This is a genomic window from Nitrosovibrio tenuis, from assembly GCF_900109785.1.
GTDB lineage: Bacteria > Pseudomonadota > Gammaproteobacteria > Burkholderiales > Nitrosomonadaceae > Nitrosospira > Nitrosospira tenuis_A.
The window spans coordinates 181,603-196,928 of sequence record NZ_FOBH01000003.1 but is presented as its reverse complement, the minus strand read 5'-3'; the positions used below and the strand labels follow the sequence as shown (position 1 = coordinate 196,928).

The window sequence follows — 15,326 nt, the reverse complement described above, 5'->3', positions numbered from 1 at the left end:
CTTTTATACTTCGTCCGGACTGCGCAGCGTGGTGACCCGCATTCGGCTGGCCCGCTTGAGATCCCGCTGCGATCCCCCGGCCGGCCGCTCGATCCCCTGCGGACCGATCACCCAGCTCAACGGGCGCTTTTCCTTGCCGATTGCATCCTGAAGCAGATTGAGCCCCTGCATGAATGCGTCGGGCCGGGGCGGGCAACCGGGAACATAAACATCCACGGGAAGGAATCTGTCTACGCCCTGCACCACACTGTAAATGTCATACATTCCGCCCGAATTCGCGCACGAACCCATCGAAATCACCCAACGCGGTTCAAGCATCTGATCGTAAAGCCGCTGGAGCACAGGCGCCATCTTGATAAACACCGTGCCGGAAATAACGATGAGATCAGCCTGACGGGGAGAGGCGCGGATAACTTCGGCACCGAACCGGGCAAGGTCATACTTGCTGGTGAAGCTGGTCGCCATTTCCACATAACAACACGACAGGCCAAAGTTGTAAGGCCAGACGGAATTCTTGCGGCCCCATGCGACAAGGTCTTGCAATCGCGTCAGCAACACGCTGCGGCGGCCATCTTCTTCGAAACCGTTATCACGGATTATTGAAGACCCTGACGACCCAGGGACTGCCTCAGCCGGCTTGTCCGAAGGCTTACTTAGAGACCATCGCATGGTTTGGGCTCCTTGCATCTTTGGCAGACCTGCGGGTTGAATGTCTGGCGGGACCCCAATCCAGGGCACCCAGCCGCCATAAATAAGCGAGGGCCGCTCCCAGAACAGCTATGAAAATGACAGCCTCGATATAACCGGCCCAGCCCAACTCACGAAAAGCGATGGCCCAGGCAAAAAGGAACACGGCTTCCACATCGAAAATCACAAAAAACACCGCGATCAGATAGAATTTGGCGGACAGGCGCAAGCGCGCAAGACCAACAGTGACAATACCGCTTTCAAAGGGCTCATCCGCTGCGCCTGCCTTATGGCGTTCCCCAATGACATACGAAAGCGCCATGATTCCCGCAACCAGCGTGACGACGAGGAAGAAGTATGCAACCAGGGGCCAGATTTCTGTTGCTTGTGTTGCGGAAGCATTCAAGGATTAGGCTCCTTTGGGCTTGGTCCTTTGATTGATCGCACGGACCGGCAGGGGAGCCGGGGAGGAGGCGAGACTTCAGAGTGAAGCTCAGTATTTACGATCACGCAGCAAACTTCTGTACGATAGCCAACAAAAAAGTTGGCCGCCCGTTACGTCGCTCGATTCCCCGATGTGAAGATCCCGGGTTTCGCGAGCCTGCACTTTCTACCTTATTCTCTACTTATCCTTTAATCAGTTGAGACCCATCAAGGGCGATCAGAACCGGAAAGATTGGACGAACAGACTTTTCGTCTGGTCGCTATTGCTGTTTTTGATGCCGGGCCGGGTGGCTTCGGCAAACGATGACCGGTTTAAGGCCGATTGCGAAAAACTGATCGGGGCCGGCAAGGTGGTGGTTACATATACGGATATCGTTCCGGCCGAGGACAGTTCGCATACGATCAAATCGCTTCAATCAATGTCGGGAAAGGCCAATGATGCGTATCACAGTGTGTATGGTTTGACGCATGCCGAACCGGCCTTCAGATACGAAATCAACACGAGATGGCGGATCAGCCCGGAAGGTCAAACCTGCATGGTTGCCGATGTTTCGGTCAAACTGGGGTTTTCGGCAATGCGCGTATACCTCGCCCGGGAGCTTCAGGATAGCTGCAGGAAAAATATCGTGCGCGAACATGAATTGGAGCATGTGTCGACGTGGAGGTCGCATTTCCGGATCGCGGCTAAAATGCTGGAAGACCCGTTGCGCACGGCCTTTTCTCAACCGCGTTATTACCCATCCCAAACTCAGGCGCAAGCCGATCTGAAACCCTGGGTGGAAGGCGTGCTTCAGCCTTTTCAAAAACAGTTGATGAATGGCGCCGCAGCTGCTCAACGCGCGATCGACTCACCGGCTGCCTACCAGCGCGTAACGCAGCGCCTGCGCACCTGTCCCCCGAGCGCTAATGGCTCATGATATTCCACCCTTTGAGACCTCATCCGACAAACAATTCAGATTCGAATTGCCGCTAAGTGCCGATTGCAACTTTCGCCGCGGGACGAAATGTGCCAGTTTCGGACCTTCGCTCATAACCGGGCGACTGTCTGATTTTGTATAGCGAAAGCGTTCCATCCAACCCCGGCAAATGAGGCGAAGGGGTACTTGAAAGGGTACTTTAGAGCCAGTGCATCTGGCTCGGCGCCAAGCCCCAGCTTGGGTAGATAACAGAGCAGAACTGAAGATTGATTTTATCGCCACGTTATCCGGACTGGAATTCCACCTTTGGGCCGAAGGGTGACCGCCATTTCAATCTCGACTTCATCAGTGTCAAGCAACTGTAAATCACAGTGCTGAACTATCATGCTTAGCAAAAGTTGGCTTTCCAGTAATGCAAAATGACTACCGATACAGATGCGCTCCCCTGTCCCGAAAGGCATAAACGAAAACCTCCGATTTTCGGGTATTAAAAAACGTTCAGGGTCAAACTGCTCCGGTCGTCGCCAAAAATCAGGATGATGATGAAGATTGAAAATGCTGAATATTACAAGTCTGCCAGCCTTTAAAAAATAGCCATCAACCTCGGTATCTTTCTTAACTTTACGCAGCAGAATGCCAGCAGGCGGACGAAAACGCATCGATTCATTTAATACGGCTCTGGTATAAACAAACTGCTGCAAATCTTCGGCGTTCGGTATTCTTCCTTGCAGCAAACCGTCAAGCTCCTGATGCAGTTTAGCGAGTACGTCTGGATGCCGGGCGAGTAAATATAAGGTCCAGCTCAATAAATTCGCGGTGGTTTCATGGCCTGCACTAAAAATGGTAATGACTTCATCACGAATCTGCCTGTCAGTCATTTTTTCACCAGTGTTGTCATGTGCTTTTAACAACATATCCAGCAAGTCGTTCTGCGCAGATGATGCGGTGCGGCGTTGATCGATGATTCCGTAAGTGACATCATCAATTATTCCCAATGCCTGTTTGAATTTTTGATTGGCGGGGGTGGGTACATACAACGGGAGAGTCAAAGGATTCAGGAGGGTTTTAGAGGCATACTTTAGTAAAGTTTCCAAAGATGGAGCGATATGCTCTATTCTGTCCAGAACACTGGTGCTGAACATGGTCTGGGTGATCACCTCCAATGTCAGCCGCGTCATTTCCTCTGCGAGGTTAATCTCGGCGCCGTCACCCAACTTCCGCCATCTATCCAGCATATTGCTGCCGGCGATGGCGATTTGTGGCAACAGCGCGGTTATGTTGCTTCTCTGAAAAACCGGCTGCATTAATCGCCGCTGTCTTTGCCATACATCCCCCTGGCTTGTTACTAATCCCTGACCTAAAACCAATGCCAGACCAATTGGTTTTTTAGGATGGTAGTTTTTTATAAAAACATCGCCTTGTTTGATCAAGGCTTGCTCAATCAGCTTTGGGTGACTGAATAGATAAAATTGGCGGGTAGCCAATCTGAAGCTGACCAGGTCGCCATAGTCTCGCTGCCAGTCACAAAGGGCTTGAAACGGATTCGCAATCATCTGGCTTAAATTGCCCAGCAGATAATCGCCTTTGACCTGTGGAATTGTTTTGTTATGCGGCATCGTCAATGCAGTTATAAATTTTGATGACGGTTTCATTAGCATTCAATTCAGCGTATGCATCAATCAGATGCAATAAGCCAAACAAAAGTAAACTCACTGTCTGTTCTTGTTCAGTTTTCCAATTTGTTGCTTCTAGCGGCAAATGAGTATAGCCGACATTCAAAGCCATCAAGTCTCGGTAAGTCATGGACACCATATGACCCAAAGCCGCCATCGGAGACCGTAGAGTCCACACTGTCAAAACCTCCGTCGTCCGTATGCTATATTGAGTAGCTGGGTAGCACGACATGCCGAAGTTCTTCCAGATTTCCCGCTACGTAGATAGAAATGCCGAGATACAAAACGCTCGAAAACTTGGGAACTCAGGCGAGATTCGGGCGTCACCTATGCCCGAAATATGTAGGTCTGCCGCACACATGAGCCGCGCACATGAGCCGCCCCAGAATACAGAGCATCCTCAGGAGTGCCATCATTGAAACCCACAATTGACGGTACCAAATTTGGCTCCATCACCATAGATGGGTCTGATATCGAACATGATGTTCTCATCCCGCTTTCAGGTGAGATCAAGAAGAGAAAGAAAAAGCTATCCAAGGCAGTGTTCGGGACATCTCACATCATCTCACTTGAAGAGGCTGAGCATATATTCGAAAAGGGGGCTGAACGGCTTATCATTGGCTCAGGCCATAGTGGCAATGTAACGCTCTCTAAAGAGGCGTCCCAGTACTTCAGGAAAGAGGAGGTCCGGGTTGATCTCTCACCCACTCCCGATGCCATCCACGAGTGGAACAAGGCCAAAGGCTCAACCATCGGACTCTTTCATGTTACTTGCTGATCTCTGGTAATCGAGCATAAGAGTCAGGTTGACAGTTGTGCTCCCCGCCGATACTTCCACCGCCCCTATGCACCGCTTGTGTTTCCCATAGCACCGGTTGATCTCGACCCAATGATGGCAAACAAGTGCCGTCGTTGCCCATGAAGTCAACATGACATTGGAGGCTTAACCATATCTGTGTTTCCACGAGTATGGTCATCAATGAATCAAGTGAGAATTTATATTGACGTTTCCCCGGAAACTGGACAGTTCCAAACTACAGGCGGACCGCTTCTGACGTTTCCCCGGAAACTGGACAGTTCCAAACTACAGGCGGACCGCTTCGTTGGTTTGCACTGACCTTTTTTTGACGAACTCGCTCGGGGTCAGGTGGCCGAGTGAGCCATGAGGGCGGTGATGATTATAGTCGTCCTGCCAGGCCTTCAGTTTCTCACGGGCATCGTACAGCGTGATGAATTCGTGGACGTTAAGGAACTCATCGCGCAGCCGCCCGTTGAACGACTCGATCAACCCATTATCCGTGGGTTTACCCGGCCGCGTGTAATCGAACTTGACGCCCCGGCGATATGCCCACTCATCTAGAGCCTTGGACGTGAACTCCGTGCCGTTGTCCACGGTAATTGCCTTGGGCCATCCACGCTGTGCTGCAAGCCGGTCCAGGGCTTGGCCAACGCATCGCCCAGACAGCCTGAAGTTGGCCTCCAGGCACACACTCTCGCGACTCCACTGATCAATGACGGTGAGGATGCGAAATGCCCGGCCGTCGAGCATCTGGTCGTGGACAAAATCCATGCTCCAATGCTGATTCGGGCCGGTGGGTGCCTGAGGCTTGCCGCGCAGTAGCGCGATGCGCTTGCGGCGTTTGACCTTCATGCGCAGTTGCAGCCCCTGCTGGCGGTACAGCCGATACACGCGCTTCTTCCCCACCTGCCAGCCTTCGCGCTTGAGCATCACCAGCACCCGCAGGTAGCCGAACCTGGGACGACTCATCGCGATGTCGCGAATACGCTGGCACAGCGCGCTTTGATCACGCGCCGTGCTCCTGGCATACCACACCGAGCGCCGCAGTAGCGCCAGGCCACATGATCGCTGCACACTGATCTTGAAGCGCTCCTGCATCCAGGCTGCCAACTCGCGCCGTTTGGCAGCCTTCAGAGTTTTTTTCGCACCACCTCCTGCAGGATCTGCTTGTCCAGCGTCAGGTCGGACACAATGCGCCGCAGCCTTGCATTCTCATCCTCGAGCTGCTTGAGCCTGCGCAACTCGCTCACCCCCAAGTCGGCGTACTTCTTCTTCCACGTATAGAACGTGGCCTCCGACACACCGAGCTGCCGGCACACATCAACCACCGCACTGCCGCTGTCGGCCAGCCGCAGTGCGTAGGCAATCTGCTCCTCCGTGAATCTCGACTTCTTCATCGCTTCTCCTTGCCCCTTCGGGCCTCGGGAAGCAATCCTACCTCCAGTTTTAACCTGTATCAATTTTCCGGGAGAACGTCACTATTATTTATTGTGTGTCGCACTTCACAACAGTGTAAAAACAAAAGCAGCCACAAGCCCGCCAATGATGGGACCGATTACTGGAACGTACGCGTAACCCCAATCACTATCCCTTTTGTTGGATATTGGCAGTATGGCATGCATAATGCGCGGCCCCAGATCGCGCGCAGGGTTCACGGCAAAACCTGTTGGTCCACCCAGCGACAAGCCAATACCGAAAAGCAGCAAAGCCACAGGCAATGCATCCAATGCGCCGAGACTAGCCTGTGGCGAAGCAATGCTCATAATGCCGAATACCAGTACGAATGTGCCAACAGCTTCTGCAACAAGATTGTCAATCGGGCTTCTTATCGCTGGCCCCGTACAAAACGCAGCCAGTTGCGCGTCTGAATCCGTTGTTTGATCGAAATGTTGGCGGTATGTAATCCATACGATAAGTGCGCCCAGCATGGCGCCCAACAATTGCCCCACAGCATCAACCGGTACTTCGCCCCATGAAAATTTGCCAGCGGCAGCTAAACCAATGCTTACTGCGGGGTTCAAGTGCGCGCCACTGCTCGTCGCGACTGCATAAACGCCAACGAATAGCGCAACACCCCAACCCGCTGCAATCGTCAGCCAGCCGCTATTGTTGCCTTTTGCTTTACTCAATACCACATTGGCTACTACACCATTGCCCAATAAGACTAACAGGCAGGTCCCAATCAATTCACCGAGAACAGGAGTCATCATCATAATCACCCTTAAGTTAAGTGCGAAATACCCATCTTCGATTCCGTTCATGGAATATACCTTTCCATGAAGTTTGCCTACTCATAAACCCGCGCCATTGCGCGAAACACGGAAGTTGCCTCAGGGAAGCCCTACATCAAGCGCACACTCGGCACCTACTGGTACATATTCAGATTCACTTCCTTGAACCAAAACCGGGAAAAATTGTGCTTGTCTATCCCATCTATATATTTCGACTCTTTTTAATCAGGTCATAAGCGGCTTGCACCTCCTGCGCCTGGGCGGTAGCCACCTTAATCATATCTTCGGGAAGACCTTGGCCCATCAATTTGTCAGGGTGATACTGGCTCATCAGTTTCCGATAGGCGCGTTTGATTTCCTGATCGCTGCTTTCCTTGGTTACGCCCAATGCCTTGTAAGCATCATCCAAAGCACTGGCGGAAGTAGGCTGCCCGCCCGCAAAGTGCGACTGGTTTAGAATCATATCCAGCAGTTGCCTGAACGCAAGCTGATCATAACCCAGGCGAAGGGCAAAACTCTTCAACAAGCTCTCCTCGGCCGGGTCCAGGCGCGCATCCGATACAGCCATGACGATGAGATAAACCAGCAGCATTTGCTTCAGGCTGTTCGTATGTCCGCAAACGGCCATGAATTCGTTCAGTTGCGGTTCAAAATCAAAGTCCGCCGCCGCGCCCTGCTTGAACAGCGCGATGGCCTGTTGCCGATGCTCCGGGGTCATCCCCAGCTTTTGTATGAAATCCTCCACATGCGAAATTTCAGTCTGGGAAATATGCCCATCCGCCTTGGCAAGTTTTCCCATCAGGATAAAAACCGTTTGGATAAAAACGGTTTGCCGATGAGCGTTCGTGAGTGGGTTAATCGCGCCGGCGCCGTATGCAATGTAGCGGTCGATAAAACTCCCGACGATATAGCCGAGCAATGCACCAAAAATACCGAGGAAGTAATAGCCTAACAAGGCGCCTATTATTTTGAACAAGGGAATATTCCTGCGATTAGATGTAAAAAGATGCAATCATGAGTTCACGTGATTATCATGCAATGGCGCAGCAAAATAATATCAGGATATGATGGGGTAAACGATCCGCCGCCACACAATTCAGTGCATGCGAAATATCCATTAAAGGAGAGAACCATGATTGAGTTGCATTCCAGCCCTACGCCCAACGGTCAAAAAGTGATGATCATGCTCGAGGAAACCGGTCTCGAGTGGAGACACATCGATGTCAATATCGCGCTTGGCGAACAATTTCAGCCTGACCACTTGAAACTCAACCCCAATAACAAGATTCCCGCGATTGTGGATACGGATGGCCCTGGTGGCGGGCCGTACGTCGTGATGGAGTCGGGCGCTATCCTTTTCTATCTCGCGGAAAAAACCGGGAAGTTTCTGCCCAGGGACGCGCGCAAGCGCTATGACACGCTGCAATGGCTATTTTTTCAGGTGGCGCACATCGGGCCGATGTTTGGCCAGGCCAATCACTTCAACAGGCAGGCCAGGAATAATGAATACGCCAGAGACCGGTACAACAATGAGTCGCTGCGCCTGTACCAGGTGCTGGATAATCGTTTGCGCGGGTGCGCATGGATAGCTGGTGATGAATATACCATTGCTGACATTGCCACCTATCCATGGTGCAAAGGGCACGCGGATCGAGGCGTGAACAGGGCTACTTTTCCCCATTTCATGCGCTGGTTCGAAGCCATGGAAGCGCGGCCCTCAGTGCAACGCAACAACGAATTGGCAGCCGAGATTCGCGCGCGCATGGATAAGGCGGCGGAAGGGCGCCAGGCAATCGACATCTACGATACGAAGGATAATTCCCAGCGCCTTGCCCGTGCCACGTCGCGCTAGATGAAAAGCGGGCGATAGCCCGAACCCAATGAATTTGCTTTTTGTATGGCCTGAACTATAACAATTCATGAGCTTCACTCAATGGCAGGACGATCAGGACCGATGGTATCCTGTTGTGTCTGCCTGCCCAGCAGGAAGCTCGTCAATGCCAGCTAACATGGGAGATAAATGATGAATCTGTCCGAATACATTTCTGTAACCAGCCGCCCCTATGGCTCCCTGTTGCAGGAAATCAACATATCCGGGAAGCTTTTCGTATCGAAGCGGTTGGCTTTCAATATGCAGATGCAGACCCAATCCAACTGGTGCTGGGCCGCCACATCCACAAGCGTATCGCATTTTTACTGGTTCTGGAGCACATGGTCGCAATGCCGCATGGCGAATGGGGAACTCGGGCATAGCGATTGCTGCAACAGTCCGGTTCCTTCGGCATGCAATGTCCCGTGGTATCTTGATAAGGCTTTAACGCGCACAAATAATTTTGTAAGCATTACCGGACAAGTGAGCTTTCAGCAGGTACGCGATGAAATCAATGCCGGTCGTCCGGTAGGCGCCCGAATCGGCTGGAACGGCGGCGGCGGCCACTTCATGGTGATCTACGGGTACAGCCGATTTTTTGGCATGGAGTATTTCGATATCGATGACCCGATATATGGAAAAACGCACCTTGCCGTATCGGATTTTGCGAGTAATTATCAGGGAAGCGGCACCTGGACCCATACTTATTTTACGAAGAGCTATTTCAAAATGCCCATTAAATACCTGATCCCGGCCGAACCGGTACTCCAGCTTATCCGCGAGGCTCGCCCACTACTGAGGTTGAAACAGGATGCCATCTCAACGCCCGAACGTGATGCCGCTGATGAAGGCCGTGCGGCTCTTGGAATGGCCCAGCGCGTCTATACCCTTGGCCTGGATGCGCTAACCGGAAGACAGGCGGGAACACCCCAGCCCGTTGGCCTTCGAGTTTTTGAAACAGCCGCGGATACGCCCCGAGCCTTTTTTGATGTCAGCGAGGAGGAACAACCGCGTCTGCTGCAAATGTCCGCGTCAGAGTCCCAGTTATCTCTGTTCACGCGCGGCTTGGCGGCAGCGCTTGCCGCCGCGGGCGAGAATGAACAGTCGAGCGAACTGAGACTGTTCCGCGTCCCGGCCCTCAATTTCGAGGCATTATGGATTCATCACGAAGGCGAGACCGAAGGTAAGGATATGCTCATCCCGCTGCATACCGTCGGCCAGTTGCCACAATTCAGAGCCGTACCCTTGCAGGACGCGCTGAGCGCTTTGCGCGAGGCAGCGCGGCCACTGACGAATATGGATGACACGATGGGAGCCTGAGCGTTGGAGCCTGTCGGGGCCTCATACTCTTCAACGTGAGTGAACAACTTTTGAAAAATGTTATCTAAGAAAAGCAGCCTGCCGCAGCCTGCCGAACTTACTGTTGTATGTCTGCCATTAGTATTGCCAGGGCAAGCTGTTTTGTTTTAATTTTGGAGCATATGAAAAGAGCGTACACCGGAATACGATAAGCATCCCCAGTGAATAAACGGATGAGGAGGCTATGACATCTTTCAAAAGATTCATGCTTTTTGGGTCTCTGTCGGCATTGTTGAGCATGCCCCATTTTGGCTGCGCTCCCTACATGGCTGCAACACAGCCAAGCGCCAAGAACACTGAGTTGTTCAGGGTCGGAACATCTCGAAACGCGCTACTCGCTGAGTTCGGTGCGCCCGCTGTGACTGAAGTCAGGAACGGCAGGCAGCATGAAGTATTCAGGTTTGTTCAAGGGTACAGCACGGCAGCGAGAAGTGGCAGAGCGCTTCTTCACGGTGTCGCGGATGTGGCCACGCTCGGGTTATGGGAGGTGGTCGGCACCCCTACCGAAGCAATTTTTAGCGGAGACGAGATGGCTTACGACGTCACTTATGATAAGGACGATGTCGTGGATCAGGTAACGGTTCTGAAATTGAAATAAAATCCTCAAAGACAACTCGACCGCCATTTTTTCGGTATCTCCATCCTCAAGGTCAGCTCAAAGTCTGCTTAAGTCGACCTAGGGACGTAGGTCAACTTGGGTCGCCGTAAGTCAACTTAGGCCGCTGCGCTTGCCTCAACTATAAAATTCCGGAAGCGGGCCCTAATGCGTTAAACTTGGACCATTCTCTTACGCTGGCATCTTCCTATGGCTCAATATGTTCTCACCATGAATCGCGTGGGCAAGATCGTCCCGCCCAGGCGAACAATTCTCAAGGATATTTCCATCAGCTTTTTTCCCGGCGCGAAGATTGGTCTGCTGGGTCTGAACGGCTCCGGCAAATCCACCGTCCTGAAAATCATGGCGGGAGTGGATAAGGACATCGAGGGGGAAGTTACAGCGATGCCCAACCTCAATATTGGCTATCTTCCCCAGGAACCTCAACTCAACCTCGAGCAGACGGTACGCGATGCAGTGCAGGAAGGGCTGGGTGAGCTATTCAGCGCCCAACAGAAGCTGGACGAGATATATGCCGCTTATGCCGAGCCGGATGCGGACTTCGACGCACTGGCCACCGAACAAAGCCGGCTGGAAGCCATCATTGCCACGAGTGGGGGAGACACCGGTCAACAGATGGAAATCGCTGCCGATGCGCTACGCCTGCCCGAATGGGACGCAATTATCAAGGATCTGTCAGGTGGCGAAAAACGCCGTGTGGCGTTGTGCAAGCTATTGTTGTCCAAGCCTGACATGTTATTGCTGGATGAGCCCACCAATCATCTGGATGCCGAGTCGGTGGAGTGGCTGGAGCAATTTCTCACCCGCTTTCCTGGCACTGTAGTAGCTGTCACGCATGACCGTTATTTTCTCGACAATGCGGCGGAGTGGATTCTGGAGCTTGACCGCGGTCACGGCATTCCATGGAAAGGAAACTACAGTTCCTGGCTGGAGCAGAAGGAAAACCGTCTGAAACAGGAAGAGTCGACCGAGTCCGCGCGCCAGAAAGCGCTGAAAAAAGAACTCGAATGGGTGCGGCAGAATCCCAAGGGACGCCAAGCGAAATCGAAGGCGCGTATTGCGCGCTTTGAAGAACTTAATTCTCAGGAATATCAGAAACGCAACGAAACCCAGGAAATATTCGTTCCCGTTGCCGACAGGCTGGGCAATGAAGTCATCGAGTTCAAAAATGTTTCCAAAGCCTACGGCGATCGGCTGCTGATCGATAATTTAAACTTCAAGGTACCGCCTGGAGCCATTGTGGGGATCATCGGCCCCAACGGCGCGGGTAAATCCACGCTGTTCCGCATGATCACAGGAAAGGAACAGCCGGACTCCGGCGAAATTGAGATGGGTACAACCGTCAAAATAGCGCACGTGGATCAGTCGCGCGACGCCCTGGAGGGCGGCAAAACCGTATTTGATACGATTTCAGGCGGCCATGACATTCTTACCGTCGGTAAGTATGAAACGCCGGCGCGCGCTTACCTTGGCCGTTTTAACTTCAAGGGAGCGGATCAGCAGAAAATCGTCGGCAACCTTTCCGGCGGAGAACGCGGGCGACTTCACCTCGCGAAAATGCTCATTTCCGGCGGTAACGTGTTATTGCTCGACGAACCTTCCAATGACCTGGACGTGGAAACCCTGCGCGCGCTGGAAGACGCACTGCTGGAGTTCGCAGGTTGCGTACTGGTTATCTCGCACGACCGCTGGTTCCTCGATCGTATAGCCACGCATATCCTCTCTTTCGAAGGCAATTCCCAGGTTGCGTTTTTCAACGGGAATTATCAGGAGTATGAAGCCGATAAGCGCAAGCGTCTCGGTGAGGAAGGCGCGAAGCCCAAACGGATCAGGTATAAACCAATTAACCGATGACCTGACTTATCGGCATATACCCTGGATGCCGGCAGTATGGCTAGGCTATAGCTTGAGTCCCAGGCTCGGCTAATAGCGGTCCTCGCGCTTGGGACCCGTGCCGCTACTTCCTTTATCCTCCTCATACCGCTCGATCCCGTCGGTACTATATCGTGAATTGTCCCGCTTTTTGGTACTGGTGCTGGTTGAACTCTTACCTTCTTTCATGTGCAGTCTTTCCTTTATGCTTCTGTCCGTGTTCCTGCCGTCCGTATCCCTCACACCTACGTCGGTGGGCGATATCTCATCCGGTATGTCACGCTCCCCTGCACCCCCTGCATGAACCAACCCGGCGCTGGTCATGGTAAAGACCAACGTGCTGGCCAGTACTAATGATTTTGCTTTTACTATCGAAGATTTCATGGCTTCCCACTCCTCTGTCAGACCTCAGCGATATTGCTGCCTTTAAATAATACCATCACTGTAAAAAGATTCCGTACGCCAGCCCACGCAGGCGCCAGGCATAGGGCATGACCAGACAGTTATATCGGCCTCGCCAGGCTGGCCGATCGCGTAAAGAGAAGGAAGGATTGCCATTAGACGAGTAGCTCAACCACTGCCAAAAGACAGGCCGTCCCACCGATACCGAGCGGTCTGTACGCCTTTCCGCAAGCCATACGGGCTAACTGGTCTGTTATCATCCGGTTTACCCGCTTGGCGTAGCTGAGCGTTAATAAATGGTGGGGCTCGTCAAATTTAAAGGGTTTTTTGTTCATGAAATCGGTTTATTTCGCATCTCTGCTTGCCTCTATCTTTATCTTTGCCGCATCTGCTGAAGTTGAAGTATTTGCATCCAACAAAGATACCAAAGCGTGTGCGGATTGCCCCGAAATGGTACCCATTCCGGGCAATAAATTCGCCATCGGAAAATATGCAATAACTTACAAGGAATGGGACGCCTGTGTGGCAGACGGTGGCTGTGGCGGATATCAGCCATCAGACAATGGTTGGGGACGCGGCAGCCGGCCTGTGGTCAATGTGAGCTGGAACGATGCACAAGCCTTCATTCAATGGCTGTCGCGAAAAACCGGCAATACCTACCGCCTCCCGACTGAAGCGGAATGGGAAATCGCCGCTCGAGCCGGCGCCACTACTGATTATTACTGGGGCAATGATGTGGGCCGCAATAATGCCAACTGCGATGGATGCGGAAGCGAATGGGATAACAGGAAAACCGCGCCGGTGGGCAGCTTCAAGCCCAATGCATACGGTCTATACGATACGATGGGTAATGTATGGCAATGGACGGACAGTTGCTGGAAAAGCAATTGCGCAAAGCGCATGCTGTGCGGAGGCTCGTGGAACCACAGGCCGGAGGACATGCGCGCCGGCATGTGCAACTGGTTCGATGCCAACAAGCGTATGCGTTACCTGGGGTTTCGCCCTGCCGTGGCTCTCCCCTGAGATATTAACGCGAGTGCTAGTTCGCGCGCCTGATCGTCGCGCCCAACAGTGACAGCTTGTGCTCGATATGCTCGTAGCCGCGGTCGAGGTGGTAGATGCGATCGATGATGGTTTCCCCTCTGGCGATCAATCCGGCAAGCACCAGGCTCGCGGATGCACGCAAATCCGTAGCCATGACATTTGCGCCATCCAGGCTGGCCACGCCGCAGACCACGGCGGTGTTACCCTCTACCTTGATGTCCGCATTCATGCGTTTGAGTTCCTGTACATGCATGAAGCGATTTTCGAATATGGTCTCGGTAATAATTGCGGTCCCAGCCGCAATGCTGTTCAGTACCATGAATTGCGCTTGCATGTCAGTCGGAAAAGCCGGATAGGGTGCAGTCCGCAGATTCACGGACTTCAACGGATTATTCATTTTCAGGTGTATCCAGTCGTCGCCAGACTCGATCGCAGCGCCCGCTTCCATCAGCTTGTCGAGTACCGAGTCGAGGGTATCGGTGCGCGTTTCCTTGAGCTGGATTTCGCCCCCGCTGGCCGCAGCCGCGACTAGAAATGTTCCGGTCTCGATCCGGTCGGGCATGACGCGATATGCAGTAGCATGCAATGCCTTAACCCCTTCAATCGTAATGATGTCCGTGCCAACACCGTGAATTTTTGCTCCCATTGAAATGAGACAGTGTGCAAGATCCGATACTTCCGGTTCGCGCGCCGCGTTTTCCAATACCGTTATCCCATCGGCCAGGGTGGCTGCCATCATCAGGTTTTCGGTGCCTGTAACGGTTACGATGTCCATGACAATATGTGCACCGTTTAAACGTTTTGCCTTGGCATGAATGTAGCCGTGTTCGATATCAATCTCGGCGCCCATCGCCTGCAAACCCTTGATATGCTGATCAACCGGCCTCAAGCCGATCGCACAACCACCCGGTAGAGATACTTTCGCCTCACCGGCGCGAGCCAGCATCGGCCCCAACACTAAAATTGCCGCTCGCATGGTTTTGACCATCTCGTAAGGCGCAACCAGATTGGAAAGATGCGCAGCCGCCAGTTCGGTCCTTTTACCGTCCACCGCGATACTTATGCCCATCTGTCGAAGGAGGCTCAACATCGTCGTGACGTCATTAAGATAGGGGACGTTATCGATACTGAGCGTTTCCCGAGTAAGCAGGGAAGCGCACAGGATAGGAAGTGCCGCGTTTTTTGCACCTGAAATGCGGACTTCGCCGGAAAGAGGCACGCCGCCGCGGATAATCAGTTTTTGCATGGCTATAAGCTTGTTGGACGAGTGTTCACATACTTCTGAATAACAATTCCGGCTCGAAAAGGATGGGTTTCAGTTTTTTGGCGATCATTCAATTCGATTTGATATCCCAGTGAGGCTGCTTCCGTGAGTTATATGTGAGTTCTTTGCGATTTTGCGGAGTTAATGG

At 52.7% G+C, this 15,326-nt stretch carries 16 protein-coding genes; 7 read left to right on the top strand and 9 right to left on the bottom strand.

The genetic code is table 11. The features are described from left to right. Positions 1-3: 3 nt before the first annotated feature. Both BMX00_RS05710 and BMX00_RS05705 read right to left on the bottom strand, forming a co-directional pair. The gene (locus tag BMX00_RS05710; RefSeq protein ID WP_425433871.1) at positions 4-597 is read right to left on the bottom strand and encodes a NuoB/complex I 20 kDa subunit family protein; all 594 of its coding nucleotides are present in this window, start codon (positions 595-597) and stop codon (positions 4-6) included. Positions 598-649: 52 nt separating this feature from the next. After that, complete coding sequence (locus BMX00_RS05705) at positions 650-1,093, bottom strand: NADH-quinone oxidoreductase subunit A (protein ID WP_090828219.1); 444 nt, start codon at positions 1,091-1,093, stop codon at positions 650-652. Between the two features lie 235 nt (positions 1,094-1,328). On the opposite strand from BMX00_RS05705, the gene BMX00_RS05700 reads away from it, so the two are divergent. Beyond that, positions 1,329-2,048: a hypothetical protein gene (locus tag BMX00_RS05700; RefSeq protein ID WP_143053049.1), complete on the top strand. Its 720-nt coding sequence runs from the start codon at positions 1,329-1,331 to the stop codon at positions 2,046-2,048. A 272-nt stretch (positions 2,049-2,320) separates the two neighbouring features. Here BMX00_RS05700 and BMX00_RS05695 read toward each other — a convergent pair whose 3' ends face one another. Next, entirely contained in the window at positions 2,321-3,664 is a 1,344-nt protein-coding gene (locus BMX00_RS05695; protein WP_090828041.1) for a cytochrome P450, read from the bottom strand. Then, a complete protein-coding gene (locus BMX00_RS05690; RefSeq protein WP_143053048.1) occupies positions 3,654-3,833 on the bottom strand; it encodes a hypothetical protein in 180 nt (59 codons plus the stop codon). Before BMX00_RS05690 ends, BMX00_RS05695 begins: the two co-directional genes overlap by 11 nt. A gap of 303 nt (positions 3,834-4,136) precedes the next feature. On the opposite strand from BMX00_RS05690, the gene BMX00_RS05685 reads away from it, so the two are divergent. Beyond that, entirely contained in the window at positions 4,137-4,499 is a 363-nt protein-coding gene (locus BMX00_RS05685) for an MTH938/NDUFAF3 family protein (RefSeq protein ID WP_090828039.1), read from the top strand. A gap of 306 nt (positions 4,500-4,805) precedes the next feature. Here the strand turns inward: BMX00_RS05685 and BMX00_RS05680 are convergent. The 3 genes from BMX00_RS05680 to djlA all read right to left on the bottom strand — a co-directional run bounded on the left by BMX00_RS05680 (position 4,806) and on the right by djlA (position 7,727). After that, a protein-coding gene (locus BMX00_RS05680) for an IS3 family transposase (RefSeq protein WP_090828038.1) occupies positions 4,806-5,917 on the bottom strand; the annotation gives its coding sequence in 2 pieces (ribosomal slippage) (positions 4,806-5,668 and positions 5,668-5,917; 1,113 coding nt in all). Positions 5,918-6,022: 105 nt separating this feature from the next. Beyond that, positions 6,023-6,781 carry an MIP/aquaporin family protein gene (locus BMX00_RS05675; protein ID WP_245727772.1) on the bottom strand — a complete coding sequence of 253 codons (759 nt, stop codon included), beginning with the start codon at positions 6,779-6,781 and terminating at the stop codon, positions 6,023-6,025. Between the two features lie 172 nt (positions 6,782-6,953). Then, positions 6,954-7,727 (bottom strand): co-chaperone DjlA, encoded by a 774-nt coding sequence (gene djlA / locus BMX00_RS05670; RefSeq protein WP_090828037.1) that lies wholly within the window; start codon positions 7,725-7,727, stop codon positions 6,954-6,956. Positions 7,728-7,883: 156 nt separating this feature from the next. Here djlA and BMX00_RS05665 point away from each other — a divergent pair, with 156 nt between their 5' ends. The 4 genes from BMX00_RS05665 (at position 7,884) to ettA (ending at position 12,450) form a co-directional block, all read left to right on the top strand. After that, positions 7,884-8,603 carry a glutathione S-transferase family protein gene (locus tag BMX00_RS05665; protein ID WP_090828216.1) on the top strand — a complete coding sequence of 240 codons (720 nt, stop codon included), beginning with the start codon at positions 7,884-7,886 and terminating at the stop codon, positions 8,601-8,603. Between the two features lie 168 nt (positions 8,604-8,771). Further along, complete coding sequence (locus BMX00_RS05660) at positions 8,772-9,941, top strand: papain-like cysteine protease family protein (RefSeq protein WP_090828036.1); 1,170 nt, start codon at positions 8,772-8,774, stop codon at positions 9,939-9,941. 223 nt (positions 9,942-10,164) lie between these two features. Next, entirely contained in the window at positions 10,165-10,578 is a 414-nt protein-coding gene (locus tag BMX00_RS05655) for a hypothetical protein (RefSeq protein WP_218141498.1), read from the top strand. 207 nt (positions 10,579-10,785) lie between these two features. Next, positions 10,786-12,450 (top strand): energy-dependent translational throttle protein EttA, encoded by a 1,665-nt coding sequence (gene ettA, locus BMX00_RS05650; RefSeq protein ID WP_090828035.1) that lies wholly within the window; start codon positions 10,786-10,788, stop codon positions 12,448-12,450. A 69-nt stretch (positions 12,451-12,519) separates the two neighbouring features. Here ettA and BMX00_RS05645 read toward each other — a convergent pair whose 3' ends face one another. Continuing rightward, complete coding sequence (locus tag BMX00_RS05645; RefSeq protein WP_090828034.1) at positions 12,520-12,852, bottom strand: hypothetical protein; 333 nt, start codon at positions 12,850-12,852, stop codon at positions 12,520-12,522. 351 nt (positions 12,853-13,203) lie between these two features. Between BMX00_RS05645 and BMX00_RS05635 the strand changes: the two genes are divergently transcribed. After that, positions 13,204-13,893, top strand: a complete 690-nt coding sequence (locus BMX00_RS05635; protein ID WP_090828032.1) for a formylglycine-generating enzyme family protein — start codon at positions 13,204-13,206, stop codon at positions 13,891-13,893. A 16-nt stretch (positions 13,894-13,909) separates the two neighbouring features. Here BMX00_RS05635 and murA read toward each other — a convergent pair whose 3' ends face one another. Continuing rightward, complete coding sequence (gene murA / locus BMX00_RS05630) at positions 13,910-15,160, bottom strand: UDP-N-acetylglucosamine 1-carboxyvinyltransferase (RefSeq protein ID WP_090828031.1); 1,251 nt, start codon at positions 15,158-15,160, stop codon at positions 13,910-13,912. Between the last annotated feature and the right edge of the window lie 166 nt (positions 15,161-15,326).